The organism is Terriglobus albidus (assembly GCF_008000815.1).
Lineage (GTDB): Bacteria > Acidobacteriota > Terriglobia > Terriglobales > Acidobacteriaceae > Terriglobus > Terriglobus albidus_A.
The window spans coordinates 4,116,492-4,132,507 of the sequence record NZ_CP042806.1; the positions used below are offsets into that span (position 1 = coordinate 4,116,492).

General features: G+C 56.4%; 8 protein-coding genes. 4 read left to right on the forward strand and 4 right to left on the reverse strand.

Annotation, left to right across the window (positions count from 1 at the left end; translation table 11 throughout):
• Nucleotides 1–287: 287 nt before the first annotated feature.
• From FTW19_RS16355 to FTW19_RS16365, 3 genes are all read left to right on the forward strand, one after another.
• The gene (locus FTW19_RS16355) at nt 288–2,186 is read left to right on the forward strand and encodes a pyrroloquinoline quinone-dependent dehydrogenase (protein ID WP_147648624.1); all 1,899 of its coding nucleotides are present in this window, start codon (nt 288–290) and stop codon (nt 2,184–2,186) included.
• A gap of 25 nt (nt 2,187–2,211) precedes the next feature.
• Entirely contained in the window at nt 2,212–3,576 is a 1,365-nt protein-coding gene (locus FTW19_RS16360) for an amidohydrolase family protein (RefSeq protein WP_147648625.1), read from the forward strand.
• Nucleotides 3,577–3,750: 174 nt separating this feature from the next.
• Nucleotides 3,751–4,707 carry a LysR family transcriptional regulator gene (locus FTW19_RS16365; RefSeq protein WP_187143008.1) on the forward strand — a complete coding sequence of 319 codons (957 nt, stop codon included), beginning with the start codon at nt 3,751–3,753 and terminating at the stop codon, nt 4,705–4,707.
• Here the strand turns inward: FTW19_RS16365 and FTW19_RS16370 are convergent.
• The 3 genes from FTW19_RS16370 to FTW19_RS16380 all read right to left on the reverse strand — a co-directional run bounded on the left by FTW19_RS16370 (nt 4,622) and on the right by FTW19_RS16380 (nt 8,023).
• A complete protein-coding gene (locus FTW19_RS16370) occupies nt 4,622–5,986 on the reverse strand; it encodes an MFS transporter (RefSeq protein ID WP_147648627.1) in 1,365 nt (454 codons plus the stop codon). The genes FTW19_RS16365 and FTW19_RS16370 overlap by 86 nt on opposite strands.
• A 99-nt stretch (nt 5,987–6,085) precedes the next feature.
• A complete protein-coding gene (locus FTW19_RS16375) occupies nt 6,086–7,534 on the reverse strand; it encodes a lanthionine synthetase LanC family protein (RefSeq protein WP_147648628.1) in 1,449 nt (482 codons plus the stop codon).
• A 42-nt stretch (nt 7,535–7,576) separates the two neighbouring features.
• Nucleotides 7,577–8,023, reverse strand: a complete 447-nt coding sequence (locus FTW19_RS16380) for a CHRD domain-containing protein (RefSeq protein WP_246153345.1) — start codon at nt 8,021–8,023, stop codon at nt 7,577–7,579.
• Between the two features lie 614 nt (nt 8,024–8,637).
• Here FTW19_RS16380 and FTW19_RS16385 point away from each other — a divergent pair.
• Complete coding sequence (locus FTW19_RS16385) at nt 8,638–12,099, forward strand: TonB-dependent receptor (protein WP_147648629.1); 3,462 nt, start codon at nt 8,638–8,640, stop codon at nt 12,097–12,099.
• A 184-nt stretch (nt 12,100–12,283) separates the two neighbouring features.
• Here FTW19_RS16385 and FTW19_RS16390 read toward each other — a convergent pair whose 3' ends face one another.
• Nucleotides 12,284–15,886 (reverse strand): carboxypeptidase regulatory-like domain-containing protein, encoded by a 3,603-nt coding sequence (locus FTW19_RS16390; RefSeq protein ID WP_246153346.1) that lies wholly within the window; start codon nt 15,884–15,886, stop codon nt 12,284–12,286.
• Nucleotides 15,887–16,016 lie beyond the last annotated feature (130 nt).

Below are 16,016 nucleotides of genomic sequence, written 5' to 3' on the forward strand. Positions count from 1 at the left end.
CTGGATCGTAACCCCGATTGCGGTGAAGGTCTAATCGAAAGTTTTTTCCGATCCATAGTCATATTTTGTTGATATGTCGATCCACTAATCAAGCATGGCTATAGTCCTTACAAAAATTTCGATTAGACGAGCCGAGCCGTTCTATTTATGGTTTGCACACACGCACGTTTCCCATCTGTGATGCGAAGACTCCTCGCGCACCTGAGTACTCTTTGTACGCACACTTACTGTCACCGTCTTGAAGACCAGTAACCGTGGGTATCGCCCACGAGGAGAGAACGACGCACATGTGTTCCATCGATGCCAGGAGAATCGCCACAACAGCCGGGCTGATTCTCGCCTCCGTATTTGCCGGCGCTCAGAACGTGAACTGGCCCTACTACGGCGGAGATCAGGGAGGCATGAAGTTTTCCGCCCTGACCCAGGTCACCAAACAGAACGTCAGCCAGCTGAAACTTGCATGGGAGTGGAAGACAGACGAGAAAGACCTCAAGGAATTCGCTACGAAACCTGGTGTCTTCGAAGCCACTCCACTCGTCGTGGATGGAACCATGTATCTGGTGACACCGTACAACCGGGTCGTAGCCCTGGATCCAGTTACAGGGAAGGAAAAGTGGAGTTACGACCCTGAGGCCTACAAGGACGGCCAGCCCCCCAATGGAACAGGATTCGTCCATCGCGGCATCGCGCTGCGCAAGGACTCAGCTACAGGAACGTATACCGTTTATCTGAATACGCGCTCAACGCTGCTGGCGCTTAACGCTGCGACCGGCAAGTTGATTCCCACCTTCGGCAAAGACGGCAAGGTTAATCTGCTCGAAGGCCTGCGCTGGCAGGTTGATCCCAAGCGTTATACCAACACTTCTCCACCGGTGGTCTATAAGAATCTGGTCATCGTCGGCAATGGCGTTGGCGATCGCTTGATGTACAAGCAGGATCCTCCGGGTGACGTGCGCGCGTACGACGCTATCACCGGGAAACAGATCTGGTCGTTCCACACTGTGCCGTGGACCGGCGAATACGGCGCCGACACCTGGAAAGAAAACTCCAACGAATACACCGGACACACCAACGTGTGGGCCCCAATGACGCTCGATGAGAAGCGTGGTCTTCTCTACATGCCTGTCAGCACGCCAAGCAACGATTTCTATGGCGCTCGCAGAAAGGGTATGGGCTTGTTTGCGGACTCACTCGTATGCCTGGATGCCGCCACCGGCAAACGCAAGTGGCACTATCAGCTTGTCCATCACGGCCTGTGGGACTATGACCCGCCCTCTCCGCCAAGTCTGATCACCATCAAGATGGCCGGCAAAACCATTAATGCCGTGACTCAACCCACCAAGCAGGGTTATCTCTACACCTTTGACCGCGTCACCGGAAAACCGGTATGGCCGATTGTGGAGACCCCCGTTGAGCAGTCGACCATCAAGGGAGAAGAATCCTGGCCAACCCAGCCAATTCCTACGCTTCCTGAGCCAATCGCGCCTCAGGGAGTTTCCCTTGACGATGCGTTTGATCTCAGTCCGGAGCTGCACGCCGAAGCTATCGAGCGCCTGAAGACTTTGAAGCTGGGCCCTCTGTTCACTCCTCCCTCGTATCAGGGAAGCATGATGCGCCCCGGCATTCTTGGTGGAGCCAACTGGGGTGGCGCAGCCTTCGATCCGCAAACCGGCATGCTGTACATCAAGGTCAACAACATGGCCGCGGTGGCCAAACTGGGCATCTTCGATCACACTGGACCGCGCGCCAAAGAGGTTGACTCCGACTATGTCACCGAGGGCCGGACAAACGGTCTGTTTCACGATGGCCTGCCGATTGTGAAAGGGCCGTACGGTCTGGTCACTGCGATCAATATGAATACCGGCAAGAAAGTGTGGCAGGTCCCCTTTGGAGATGATGCCGAGATGCGAGCCAATCCGGCACTGAAGGGCCTGAAACTTCCAGACAAGCTCGGCGCCGTGGGAACGATGGGGGCGATTGTCACAAAGACCGGTTTGCTCTTCGTCGGCGGTGGCGATGCCGCTTTCCACGCCCTTGACGTTGTGGATGGGAAAGATCTTTGGACCTTCGGCACGAAGGTTCGCACCGGGGGTACGCCGATGACCTACATGATTGGCGGCAAACAATACATCGCCATTGCGGTTGGCTCCGGAGACAGCGCGAGTCTGATGGTTTTCACGCTTTAGCCAACATCCGATGAAGGAGTGACCGATGCATTTGATATTTAGCAGACTGGCCATCACCGTTGCGGTACTCGCACTAGGTGCATCCGCCGTGCTCGCCCAGGCCCCAAAGAAAGTGGCGCTGGTCGGTGGCATGCTCATTACAGGACGTGAGGAACAGCCTCTCCATCACGCCGCGGTTCTGATTGAAGGAAATCGCATCGTCGCTGTAGGCCCCATGGACCAGGTAAAAATCCCTGCGGATGCAACGGTAATCGACACGTCCAATAAGACGATGCTTCCCGGCCTGATCGACACACATGTACACGTGGTACTCGTGGGTCACGGCGACTATCCTCGCTACTTCAAGTGGCTCGACGATCACAAGCAGGAGTATCCGCTCAGCCGCATCATGGATATCTCCGCAAAGCAGCTGCTGATGGCGGGTGTCACCAGTGGCGTCGATCTCGGCTCGCCATTGCAGGAGGTGCTGGACCTCCGCACACGCATCAATAAGGGAATGCCCGGACCACGCCTTCAGGTGAGCGGCCCGTGGCTAACAAGGCATGTTGCCATCTTCCCTGCAAACTATCAGATCGACGTGAAAAGCCCGGAGATGGCTGCGTCAGAGGTGGAACGGCTTGCAAACGCCGGTGTTGATGTCATCAAGGCGCATTCCGGCCTTACCCGTGAAGATTACTTCGCCATCGTACAGGCAGCACACAAGCACAACATTAAGGTGCATGCGCATATCTATGACGAGGAGTCTGTTCGCAATGCCTTCGATGCCGGTGTGGACGTATTACAGCATGTCGGTTCGGCGGGCCTGCCGGAGTATTCCAAGCAACTGCAGTACGACCTTGCCCGTTCGGGCCGTCCTGTGGTCCCGACCGTCTATCACCGGGCCTGGCTCTATCCGGACACGATCGACTTCCCTGAGCGTCTTGATGATCCGGAGTTCAAGGAGGAGCTCGGGGAACCGCTGTACTCCGAGGTAATGGACTCCTTCAAGAACTTTGCCTCCCTCGGTTACTTCCAGCGTGTCGACCGCGAACAGTTCTTCGGCGACAAATCCATCCGGCAGTGGATCGACGGCGGAGAGGTCGTCAGCATGGGCACCGACAACGGAACACCCGCCAACTTTCATAAGGATGCCCTCTGGCGTGAGATGAAGGTCTTTGTCGACCACGGCATGTCGCCGATGCGGGTCATCATCGATGCGACTCGCGTCAATGCCCGCAATGTCATGGGGATTCGTGACCTAGGCACTGTGGAGCCCGGCAAGCTCGCGGACGTGATTGCCGTTGACGGCAATCCCCTTGCCGATATCTCCGTTCTGGGGCGCGTCGATGTCGTCGTCAAAGACGGTGTCATTTACAAGGGCGCCCCCGCTCCTGCGACCAAAAAGAAATAAATCGGGCACAATCGCACCCTAAGGCGTGTCATCAGGTGCCGGCCTCCGGCACCTGTTTTTTTCCAAACGGCGAATTATAGGTTGACGACTCCAATGAAATCTGCGATTTTTCAGATAATTCCACGTACGCAGCCAGTTCCAGGCCAACCAATACAAGCAAGTCACGAGGGTAGGATGGACTTCCGCATCCGGCAGTTGGAGTATTATCTCGTTCTGGCAGAACACCTGAATTTCGGTAAAGCAGCGCGTGCCCTGAACATCGCGCAGCCTACACTCTCATTCCAGATCAAGTCGTTGGAAACCTCGCTCGGCGTCAGCTTGTTTGATCGCACGCAGCGCCGTGTGCAACTAACCCCGGAGGGCGTGCGCCTGCAGGCCCACGCGAAAGCGATCCTGGAAGAAGCACGGCGAGCTCTGATCGATATGGAAGAGAAGCCCCGTGAGCACCTGACAATCGCCTGCGGTCCGGTAGGTCAGCACACCGTCCTTCCAGATGTGCTGCGCGAACTTCGGCTGCGCGGTACCGGACTCGATCTCGAGGTTCTAATGCTGTCGCCGGAGGCTATGAAGATGGCCGCAGTCAACGGAACCGTCGATGCACTTCTGATGACGCCTGACTGGCAATTACGCGGTATGGAGTTCACTCCGTTGCGCGCCGAGAAGCTCTCCGCGGTACTTCCTGAGCAACATCCCGCAGTGGAGCGCGGCTCCATTTCACTCGAAGAGTTTGCGAAAAGCCCGATCTTCATTGCATCTGCAAAAGACTGCCACAAGCATCGCGGATTCGTGACAGGACTGCTGGAACAACATGGCCTGACCGCCACTCTCGTCGAAGCCCCTCTGGAAACCGGAATTCGCTACGCCATGGTTGCAGCCGGCAGAGGTGTGGGACTGGCTGCGGGATCGATGGCCCGTGCCAATTTCCCAGGAATCCGGGTTATCCCCTTCGATCGTGCCATCCACAACATGGTGCTTGGGCTTGTCTGGCAGAAAGGGAATGCTTCTCATGCCCTTGAGATCTTTCGTGAAGTAGTCGAGGACGTGGTCAGCACTCAGAATGCTGCATTGATCCCCTTCCCGCCTGCACCGGTCGAAGCAACGCGGGCCGAACAGGAGATGCGGCCCGCTTAGCAGGTGGCGCAATCGTCTGATCCGGCAGGAAGAAGAGGGAGACAAAACTGACGGCACACGCCCCCAGGAGATAGATCGCCGGAGATCGCGGATTACCGGTCAATTGGACCAGCCCAGAGTAGATTGCAGGCGCGAACCCTCCGAATGCCAGCACAGCTACGTTATAGCTGGTCGCCACACCCACGCTTCGAACCTGCGTGGGAAAGATTCTGGCGATAATATAACTCTGCGGTGCGCTATAGATAGCGCCCAGCACCGTCAGGATGCTGCAGCCCACCAGCATGCGAGTCACCGATGGCTGGCGGGTCACCAGCACGATGGCCGGCCACACCGCGATCGTCAATAACAGCAGCGCCACGATCATGATCTTCCGGCTGTTCTCCGGCGTGGAAATACGCGCAACCACCGGCACCACAATCATGTTGATGATCGATGTGATGTACATCAGAACGAATGGCGACCATTCAGGCAGGCCGAGAGTTTGACTGACAAACGCCGGCAAATAGACGCGGAAGTAGATATTCGCCGTCAGCGCTGCGATGGTTGCCGCTGAAAGCAAGATCAGAGACCGGTAGTGATACATCAACCGGGCCGTCGAGACCTTCGCTCGTTCCACACTTAGAAATTCGTAGCTTTCATCCAGACGTTTGCGAATGTACACGCCGATTGGAGCCAATAGCAGGGGCATAGCCAGCATGCCGCGCCATCCCCAGCTTGCCCGATGGACCGGCGCAAGATTCGTAAAGATCACTCCCGCCGTCGCGGCCACAATGCCACCCAGGCCTTGACTGGCCAACTGCAGGCTTGCGAAGAGAGGTTTACGGTGAACCGGTCCCTGCTCCATTAGATACGCGGTAGCAGTACCCAGTTCGCCACCCAGGGCAAAGCCCTGCATAATACGCGCAACCAGCACAAGCAAAGGGGCCCAGATACCAATCGTGGCGTATGACGGTGTAGCGATCATCACCACGGTTCCGGCCAGTGTGATCTCCAGGGACAACAGGAGCGCCGCCCGTCGCCCTTTGCGGTCGCCATATGCTCCAATCACAATTCCACCAATTGGCCTGACTAGATAAGAGATGCCAAACATGCCAAACGTCAGCAGCATCGATACGGCGGGATCGTTGTGAGGAAAGAAGATAGGAGATAGCGTCACCGCAACGAACGCGTAGACCGTCACACTGTAGAACTCAAGTGCGTTACCGAAACACGCTGCAAACACGACGCGGACAGGCAGGGGTTTACGAGAAACACCGGGGTCAGGGCGCGAGGAATGCATCTCGTCTCCGATCGTAGAAACAGGTTTTCCAGGGTGGCCAGCGAACGCTCGTGTGGCGCTAGTGTAGCGCACTTTGCGCTGATCGCCTGATAACACGCCCTAAAGCTTTGAACTCAGCGGAAATGGATTGTCTGGCCACGAAATCGGCTGCCAACCACTGGAACCCGCGACAGCCGCATGCAATAGAGCGCTTCCGGTTCCTGCGGCGCCAAATGAATAACCCGTTTCCCACGTGTCGAACGGCGCAGGAACATGGCTGTAGCTGTCATACCAACGGCTGCGATGACCGTAGAAGTCCATCATCTGGATAGTCTGCCGCCCGATACGATCCACCGCTTCCTTGTATCGTGTATCCCGTGTCACCTTCCCCATACCTAGAAGGAATTCTATTACGCCGGCCTTGCCCGAGTGCTGGCAAAGCACATTCTCTTCCGGCGCCATCGTCGTCAATGGGCGCTGCAATGCGCTCAGAATGCCGTCAGCCAGCTTCTCCGACATCTGGAAGAAAGCGTTATCGGCAGTAACTTTGTGCAGCTGATAAAACAGGCGCGCGGTACCGGCTGCTCCCTGGCTGAAGCCAATTTGAAACGTGGTCGACTGCGCAGGAAGACAGTACGGAATCAGAACGCCTTCCTTCTGCCGGCAGGCAACGCGTTCAATACGAAGCGCGCCTTCGCGTGCTGCCTGCAGATAGTCAGCCTGTTCGGTATCCTCATACGCCCGAGCCAGCGTGTAGGCAATGCCTGCGGCGCCGTACTCAAAGTTGGGGACATACGTTCCATCCGTTTGCTGGATGCGGCGGGATGGAAGTTCACTCAGGTGGACGCCGTTACCCGAATCTTGCAAAGCGACTAATCTGTCGGCCCCTTGTGCTGCTACATGACGGTAGCCGGAGTCATCCAGAGTCTGCGCGGCATACAGCAGATAGAGGATTACACTGCTGTCGCCCGCGATGCTCGATGTCTCTGACCAGCTAACACCGTCACTGTCGCGGACGGCTGACTCGCTCAGATAAGCGGTGATGGCCTCTGCCGCGTGTTTAATCGATGTCTCCTGGCTGATGCGCCAGGTTTCCGTCAGCGCAAACCCTACACCGGACAGGCCGTCGTAGAACGAGTGCCGCGTTCCGGGAGTCACCTCCGGAGCCCGCAGCATCTGTGGCCAGGTAGCGGAGAGAAAGCGAGCGCCACTTACCGCGTCTTCGAGGTAAGTGGCGTCTCCGGTAGCTGTATACATTTCAAGAAGGAAGAGGAGAATTCCCGCGCTTCCCCGGCGGATGTTTCTGCTCTGCGCCGCAGAGAGCTCGCGGCTGGGATGAATCGGCTCGGGCAGCCAATACTTCCCCTGCGATGTCCTCATCTCTCCGGCACGGATCCATCGTGCGGCTTCCATGGCGCCGTGCAACAAATCGTTGCGCGTATCTGCAGACGACATCTTCGCCGGAACCGCCAGCGCAGACAACGAGCAGCCCGCAACCGCGGAAGCAACTGCGCCCTTGAGAAACGAACGCCTCGATCGATCCTGCTGCAGCAGATGTAACCGGTACACGGTTCTCTCCTTGCCTGCTACTTCCTTACTCGGCTTGCCCGTTTATTCCTTTACGACCTGTCCGCGAATTTCGCCACCTGGATTCGCAGCGGTATGGACATTAAAGTACCATTTACCATCCAGCAGGTCTTTCGCTTGTTCCTGCGATAACGTCGCTGTACCTTCCAATGGACTCTCAATCGGGTTTACCTTGACGGGAACCTGCGGCTTTGCATTGGCGTCCTCGGCTGCCGGTCCGTGAAAGTGTGCTGCGGTGACCGGTCCGGTCAGGCCCTTGAAGGTCACACGGTATTTCAGCTCGCCTGTGTCCGTATCCAGGGTGGCTGTCAGCGTGCCTGTACCGGCGACATCTTTGGCCGGCACTTCATGGGAACCTGCCAGATCAGCTTTCAGTGATATCTGCGCTGCGAAAGCGCTCAACGATCCAAGGGACAAAACGGCGGCTGCTATGACGAAACGCATCGGAGTACGACTCTGTAGAAAAGACATACGATTTTCCTCTCAAACAACAAACAAGTTAGAGGGCCGGAACGGCCGGCGTGATGCTTCCAGGCAGCGTTGCGCACGGCATCGCTCAAGAAATAAAAATTCAAAATGTCAGGAAAAGGTGCCGCCTAACCAACGCGCGTGCTCAACCTGCCGGAAGCCAAAGAGGCCTAGCGGGAGCAACAACAACGCCGATTGGTGCGACGCATCATGATCGTGATAGTAGAGTCCAGACTGCTCCACGTCAAGCCTACGAATCTGCCTCGGCATAAAGGGCGGAGTTCGAACGAAGTAGGTTGTGTTTTCTCCTGGTCTCGAACTTTGGTTAGACCTTAGATCGCCGCCTGACACAACGTTGGTCATGCCTTTTCAAATCGGAGAAGGGTCGTCGCATATCCAGTACGACTCCTCGCCGGTGACTGCTTTGCCCCGATAAATTCAAGTATTTAGAAAAGCTTTCTTTTCTATGCGTTTCATCAAAGGAAAAAATCCAATAGAGGGACAAAATTTCCATTGACCCTCGTCCATTCAGCCCCCTATAGTTCCCTCCGAATTTTGGCAGCGATCAATCATGTCTCCCAAATTGGTCTGACCAGAATATCGCGAAGGAGCTTTGTATGACTTTTGGCCAACGACGTAAGATAACGCGTGTTTTTGCGTTCCTTCTTCTCTTCGTGACTGCACTCACACTCCCCGCACAGACCGGCGGTACCGCCAGTCTACAGGGAGCGATTACCGATCCCACAGGCGCCGCCATCTCCGGCGCTAGTGTCACGCTCACGAACAACGACACGAAAGTCGCGCGTAACACCACTACAGACTCAGAGGGTCGTTACTCGCTGCCCAACATCCCGCCGGGACCCTATACCCTGAGCGTCTCAGCAACTTCCTTCAAGGGCTACTCGCAGACAGGCCTCGTCCTCGAGGTCGGAAGCAGCATCACCATCAATCCCACGCTCAGCGTCGGTACATCGACCGAGACGGTTGAAGTAGCCGCTTCCGGAGTTGCGGTCGAAACCGAATCGGCAACTTACAAACAGGTCATCGATCAGAAGCGCATCACCGAATTGCCTTTGAATGGACGCCAGCCAACCTCTCTGATATTGCTTGCCGGAGGATCTGTCAATGCAAACAACGGCGACATGGTGGGCTCCAAGAACTACATCACTTCGGTGGTTATTTCGGTGGCCGGCTCCCAGGGAAACTACAATAATTTTCTGCTCGATGGCGGCGGACACACCGACAACTTCACCAACGTAAATCTTCCTTTCCCCTTCCCCGATGCGCTACGCGAATTCTCGGTAGAATCCAACTCGCTTCCAGCACGCAACGGCCTGCATCCGGGAGCCCTGGTCAATGCCGTTACAAACTCCGGCTCAAATCAGTGGCACGGGTCGGTCTTCGAGTTCATCCGCAATAACATCATCAACTCCACGAACTTCTTTTCCGGTGGCACGAAAGACACGCTCAAGCGTAACCAGTTCGGCGGCACCTTCGGCGGAAGAATCCTTACCGACAAGGCCTTCTTCTTCTTTGGCTACCAAGGAACCCGCAACCGCCAGGTAAACACCGGAACAACCTCCTGTATCCCGACCGACGCAATGTTGAGCGGTGACTTCAGCCAGATGCCCTCACCCAGTCAGAGCAGCAGAAATTGCCGTCGTGCCATTGCGGATGGCGGATACCTGTACGATCCGGCAACTAAAAACCCGATCTCCACGACTCCAGGCACGACAAACTATCTGAAGATCCCGACCAGCAGCCTGAATCAGCAGGCTCTCAACCTGGTGAAGTATCTTCCATCCGGCCTGCGGGGAGCAGACGGCCTGGTCAATGTCGCTCTGCCGGCGAACTATACGGAAGACCAGTACATTGGTCGCGTGGACTATACCTTCAATAGCAACCACCAGATCTTCGGACGCTACTATCTGACCAACTACAAGCAGCCAAACTACTATTCACCCACCAATATCCTGCTGACGACAACCGCCGGCAACGATCAGCGCGTCCAGTCATTCACCCTGGGCGACACGCTCACGCTGACGCCGCACCTGGTCAATAGCTTCCATGGAACCTACTCACGCCGGCGCAACAATCGCGGACCGACATCCGGCGGTATCAACGCAACCACGCTTGGTGTGAACTTCTACAACTACGTCCCGGTGGACCTACGCCTGTCCGTCACGAACTTCTTCTCGGCCGGGTGTGGAACTTGCTCTCCCGGATACTTTAATGTGAATACCGAGACCTTCGGTGATGACATCGACTGGGTCAAAGGAAGGCATCAGCTTGCGCTTGGCGGCGAATACATCCGCACAGGAGATAACACCAACGTAGGTTATCTGCAGAATGGCAACTGGAGCTTCAACGGCAATGTCAGTGGAGGAAAGTTCTACCCTCTTCCCGCTGCCCAGACCAGCTCCGGCGAACCCATCATTGACTTTCTCACCGGGCACATGAACACCTTCGGTCAAAGCCGAGCGCAACAGACAACCTATCGTCAGAACATCATCAGCGGTTACGGGCAAGACACCTATCACATGACGCCGAAGCTCACCGTCAGCCTGGGCCTGCGCTGGGAACCGATGATCTATCAAACCGATAAGTTCGGACGCGGCTCAGTCTTTGACATGGCGGCATTTCAGGCCGGCACCCACAGCATTGTCTTTCCGAATGCGCCAGCCGGTGTCTTCTACTACGGAGATCCTGGAATACCCAAGAAGTTCACCAACAATCGCTGGAACAACTTCTCGCCCCGCGTTTCACTCGCCTATGATCTGTCCGGCACCGGCAAGACTGTCTTCCGCGCCGGCGGAGCCATCATGTACGATTCGCCGAACCTGTATACGTCACAGCGTCTCACCTCGAATCCTCCCTATACGGACGAGATCGATCTGACTGGCGATACACTCTTCGCGAATCCATGGTCCGGATATCCCGGCGGTAGTCCCTTCCCAGGAGTCTTTCCTCCGGATAAGACCGCAATCTTTCCGACCAGCACGCTCTACATCGTGATGCAGCGGAATGTTCACACACCAACCGTGAATCAGTGGACGGCCTCCGTGCAGCAGGATCTTGGCCATGGCTGGATGGCTTCCATCAGCTATCTAGGCAACAAGAACACGCACCTTTGGCTTGGTCACGCATTCAACCCGGCGATCTATATTCAAGGTAATTCAAATGGCAGCTCGGGATGCGGAACACTAACCCCAAGCACTGGCCTGCCTGGCGCAGGCAAGCCCTGCTCCTCCACGGCCAATCAAAACAACCGCACTGTGCTGTCTTTGATCAATCAGACCCAGGGGCAAAACTTTACTCCGACGGCTGTACTCATCTCCGACGGCTTTGATTCCAGCTATCACGGCGTCATTGCTGCAATTCAGCACCGCATGTCCAATAACTTCAGCCTTCTTACCAACTACACCTGGTCGCACTGCCTCTCCGCCGGTGACGCACCCGGTGACGTTGCAGGCGTCTTCAACCAGAATCCCTTCAACCCGCGCGCCGACCGTGGCGCCTGCGGCTTCGATGTACGTCACATCTTCAATACTTCGATCGTGGCATCGTCACACTTTGCTTCGCTTCACGGCATTGCAGGGGCGTTGGCGAATGACTGGCAGCTTGCACCAATTATTCGCATTCTGAGCGGCACGCCATTCAATGTGACCTCCGGCGTTGATAATTCTCTTTCTGGACAAGGGCTTGACCGTCCGAACCCAGTGGCCGGAGTATCCCCATATCGCGGAACGAAGATTACCCCTGCCTCTCGCGGCTATCTGAATCCGGCAGCCTTCACTCAGAATGCCACCGGTACCTTCGGAACACTGGAGCGCAATGCCGTTCGGGGACCGAAGTACTACAACGTCGATGCCTCTCTGACACGTGTCTTCCCTGTTCATGAGCGGCTCAACTTCCAACTCCGCTTCGAAGCATTCAATATGTTCAACCATCCCTACTTCGGTCCTACCCCATTCAATAACTCGCCCTTTACGCTCACCCTGAGTTCGGGAACCTTCGGCAACGCTAATGCTGCCGCCGATCCTCGCGTCTTCCAGGCTGCGGCAAAGTTCACCTTCTAAACGTCACTGCTAACCAGAAAGGGCCACCGCGATGCGGTGGCCCTTTCGTTTGTTATGCGAGGCGAACTTCCGCGGCTTTAGGAGCTGCGCCGCTGGATGAACGGGTAAGAAATATCTCTTCGTCACTTAAAAGGAAAACTCCCGGAACATCGATGCTTGACGTCCCGGGAGAACAGGAAGTTAGTTAGAAGAGGACTCTTCCGCCAACCTGGATGACGCGGTTGCTGAAGCTGCCACCTTGAATTGCAGAGTTGATCTGTCCGAAGGTAGCAGAATTCACTGTTGTTGAGGTTGGTGCCGGCAGGTTGGTCAGATTGAAGACGTTGGTCGACTCTCCGCGTAGCTGGAAGGTCAACCGCTCATAGATATGGAAGTCCCGGAAGAGCGAAGCATCGATGCTGCGGCGACCGGGGGCATCGACTGCGAACTGGCGAACGGTTCCATCCGATCCAGCAGGTCCTGCGCCTTGCTGCGGGCAGGCAGCGTTACCGGCGAGCACGCCGTTGAACTGGCAGAACTGAGCTGCGCTGATCCAGTTTTTGACCATGGCGCTACGTGAACCGCCGTTGTCCGTCACCTGTGCCCGGCTCACGCCCGGCACAAGATTCGGACGATCATTGGTCACGCCGTCGCCATTGTTGTCGGTGCCCGTGGTTATGTTGAATGGAAGACCGCTCTGCAGCCTCACGATTGAGGTAATCGTCCATCCATTCGCGAGGAAGCGAGCCGTACGGTTTTGGAAGTTGGCGTTTGGCTTCCACACGACCGAGAATGCGACGACGTGCCTCTGGTCAAAGCTCGAGCGCTGCCGATCGAGCCAGCGGTTGTTGTTATCCTCGGGCTGGGTATCTGCGCTGTTGCCGGTGTTGCCGCTGGTATCGAGGTTCTCGCTCTGCAGCGACTTCGACCATACCCAGAAACCCTGCGCGCTGAAGCCGTGCGCCATACGCTTCTGCAGCATGACCTGCAGGCCATGGTAGGCGGAGCTCTCCGATGATTGAATCTGGGAGATGGTCGAGAGGACCGGGTTCGATGCGGAGGCGGATGCAGTCGCCGCATAGGATTTTGCGTTGTAGGGGCGCCGGTTGTTGACGGTGCCACTGGCGTTTGCGTATGAGCAGGCGAGCGTGGTGTCGGTGCACGAAGTTCCCGATGCCCCCGCCGACGTCAGATTGAACTGGGGATAATTGAGGTCCCATTGATTCGGGAGCTTACGTCCTAAAGAGGCAACATAGCTGCTCCCGAACATAAATCCGTTCGTAAGCTGTTGCTCGAATCCGATGTTCATCTGATAGATCTCGGGCCAACGGAAGTTGGGATCCATGGGGATGATGGCTGCCGGCGTCACGACGTACTTCGGATTCTTCGGATCGTAGATAAAGGGATAGGGAGAACGGCCCACACCGCCGGCGATACATGCCGGATCGGCGTTGCAGAAGTCCTTGGGGTCGGTGGTGTATGGATCCGATACGTGAATCACGTTGCTGAACGTGGGTCGTCCGGAGAACGGCTGACCATTGGATGGATAGTTGAAGAGATTGCCTCCAATGGAGCCATAGAAGATACCAGCGGCCGCATGAATCACAGTGCGTCCGTTCGGGTAAGGGGTCCATGCCATACCGATGCGGGGGGAGACGTGATTCCACCGGGTGGAAACACCGCTACGCGGGACACCCGGATCGCCGGGCAGCAGCACTCCTTTTAAGTTGCCGGGAGCGACGGTCGACTGCACTCCTGGAACAAAGTTCATCGTCATGTTCTGGGTGTTGGTCGGCGCAGTCTGAATGTCGTAACGGATACCCAGGTTGAGGGTCAGGTTCGAGAGGATGCGCCAGTCATCCTGGAAGAACATCCCATAGTTGAAGTAGTTCGCGTTGGCGTAGACCGGCACGTCCTGTCCCATCGTGTTCGGACTGCCGAAGAAGAAGTCGGTAATTGCTGCGGAGGAACGGTTCGCCGTATTGGTGTGCGCGGTAAATCCAAAGACGCCGTAGTTGTTGAGCGTGGTCTGTTGTGCGTCGTTTTCGCGTCCGGCCTCGCCTCCGAAGTAGAGGGTGTGCTTTCCGTGGGTCGAACTTACTACGTCACGAAGGGCGTAGATGTTGCTGCCGGTAACCGGTCCGGTGATGGCGTTTCCTGCTTGAAACCAGCCGGTGACCGCCAGCTGAGGACGGGAGCAGCCCGCCTGCGCCGGGACGCCGCAGATCTCGCCGTTGGGCATCTGTTCGGCAAACTTGGAACCGTAGTTCGCGAGACTTTCCGAAGGACTGGGCACACGGCCGCCGATCAGGCGCGTGTAGTTAAGGCTGATCTGGTTAACCGTGCTGCTGTTGATGGTCCATGTGTGAGCGATGTTGGCCTGATGCTGGTAAAACTTGTAGTTGTGCACGACCCAGCCGAGAATATTGTTTCCGGAGGGATTGACGATGTAGTCGCCCGTCTGGTGGAAGTAAGCCAGGGTGAGCCGCTGCATGGGCGTCATCTGGTAGTCACCCTTGTAGAGCTGTTCGTCGGTCTTCTGACTGTAAGGGCTGTACGTCTGCTGGGAGTAGTTTCCATTTCCTGCAGAGGGTTGAATGAGGCCTGCCTTGATGATGCCGGCGATTGCGGGATCAAAGGTAGAGGGATTGCAGATGTTGCCGGCGCACCACGCGTTGGCTTTATTGGCAATGTAGGGATTGCAGGCCCAGAATCTTGTTGTTGACTGTGCTGCGACGGTGCACTTTTGGTTATCCGGCGGCGCGGCTCCGGTAGGAATGTTCTCGGTAAAATTGCCCTGCATCATGGCAGCGCTTGGAACGCCTGCGGGATTGAGGACGTTGGCTGAGATAAACCGGAAACCGGCGTATGAACCGAAGAAGAACAGCTTGTCGCGCTTGATAGGGCCACCAACCGTGAAGCCGAAGCGGTGCTGATTGTAGGGAGTCTTCTGTGTGCCGTTACGGAGGGTGGCGTTGAAGTTACGCTCGCGGTAGAACTCAAAGGCCGAGCCGTGGAACTGATTGGTTCCAGACTTAGTGATAACGGATACGACACCGGCAGAGTTGCGGCCGTACTGCGCGGAGAAGTTATTGGTGTCGATGCGGAACTCGCGGATGGCGTCAGGATTGGGTAGTGGGTTACCGGTGTTGCGGATACCGTTCATATTGGATCCGCCGTCGAGGTAGTAGGCGACCTGCCCAACGCCCGAGTCACTGGAACCGTTGATTTTGACGTGCTGTTCCGGTGAGCCAAGGGGATTGATAACGCCACCGTTGGCTCCGCTTCCGGCTTGATTGTTGTTTTGGACGCCGGGAGTGAGATCAAGCAGGGTGTATACGTTGCGGTCCACGAGCGGAAGGTTGTCGATCTCAACGTTACTGATGGTACGGCCAAGCGTGGAGTTGTTGGCGTTGATCAGGGGAACATCGGCGGTGACTTCAACGGTCTCGCCCGTGGTTCCGACCTCCAACTGAAGATCCAGGTCGGCGTTCTGGAGGACCGAGAGCGTGACGCCGGAGCGATCAAGGGTCTTGAAGCCGGTGGCGCTCACCGAGATCTTGTAGGGTCCGACGGGAAGGAACTCTTCGCGATAGGAGCCGTCGTTCTTGGTCTTCGCGGAGCGAACATAGTTCGTGTCTGTCTGCGTCAATGTAATAGATGCGTTGGGCACGACTGCGCCGGTGGAGTCGGTAATTGTGCCTGATAGAGTCGCCGTACTGAGTTGCGCCATGGCACTGGACGAGAGTCCAAGTGCGAGCGCAAGTGGCGCCAGATGCCAGCCTCGAGAGAATAAGGCCTTGAACATGGTGTTACCTCCGAAGTCAAACGATTGTCTTGAACTTCCGGCCAAAGCGGCCAGAGGCTTAATTTTTGGAATCGCCGAAAGTTAGTTCGTAGAACGAACAATTGTCAATCGATACTTCACATGGAAAGTC

Bases quoted from the DNA above. Each gene is read 5' to 3' on its own strand.
- FTW19_RS16355 (WP_147648624.1), top strand. From the start codon at position 288: ATGTGTTCCATCGATGCCAGGAGAATCGCCACAACAGCCGGGCTGATT.
- FTW19_RS16360 (WP_147648625.1), top strand. From the start codon at position 2,212: ATGCATTTGATATTTAGCAGACTGGCCATCACCGTTGCGGTACTCGCA.
- FTW19_RS16365 (WP_187143008.1), top strand. From the start codon at position 3,751: ATGGACTTCCGCATCCGGCAGTTGGAGTATTATCTCGTTCTGGCAGAA.
- FTW19_RS16370 (WP_147648627.1), bottom strand. From the start codon at position 5,986: ATGCATTCCTCGCGCCCTGACCCCGGTGTTTCTCGTAAACCCCTGCCT.
- FTW19_RS16380 (WP_246153345.1), bottom strand. From the start codon at position 8,023: ATGTCTTTTCTACAGAGTCGTACTCCGATGCGTTTCGTCATAGCAGCC.
- FTW19_RS16385 (WP_147648629.1), top strand. From the start codon at position 8,638: ATGACTTTTGGCCAACGACGTAAGATAACGCGTGTTTTTGCGTTCCTT.
- FTW19_RS16390 (WP_246153346.1), bottom strand. From the start codon at position 15,886: ATGTTCAAGGCCTTATTCTCTCGAGGCTGGCATCTGGCGCCACTTGCG.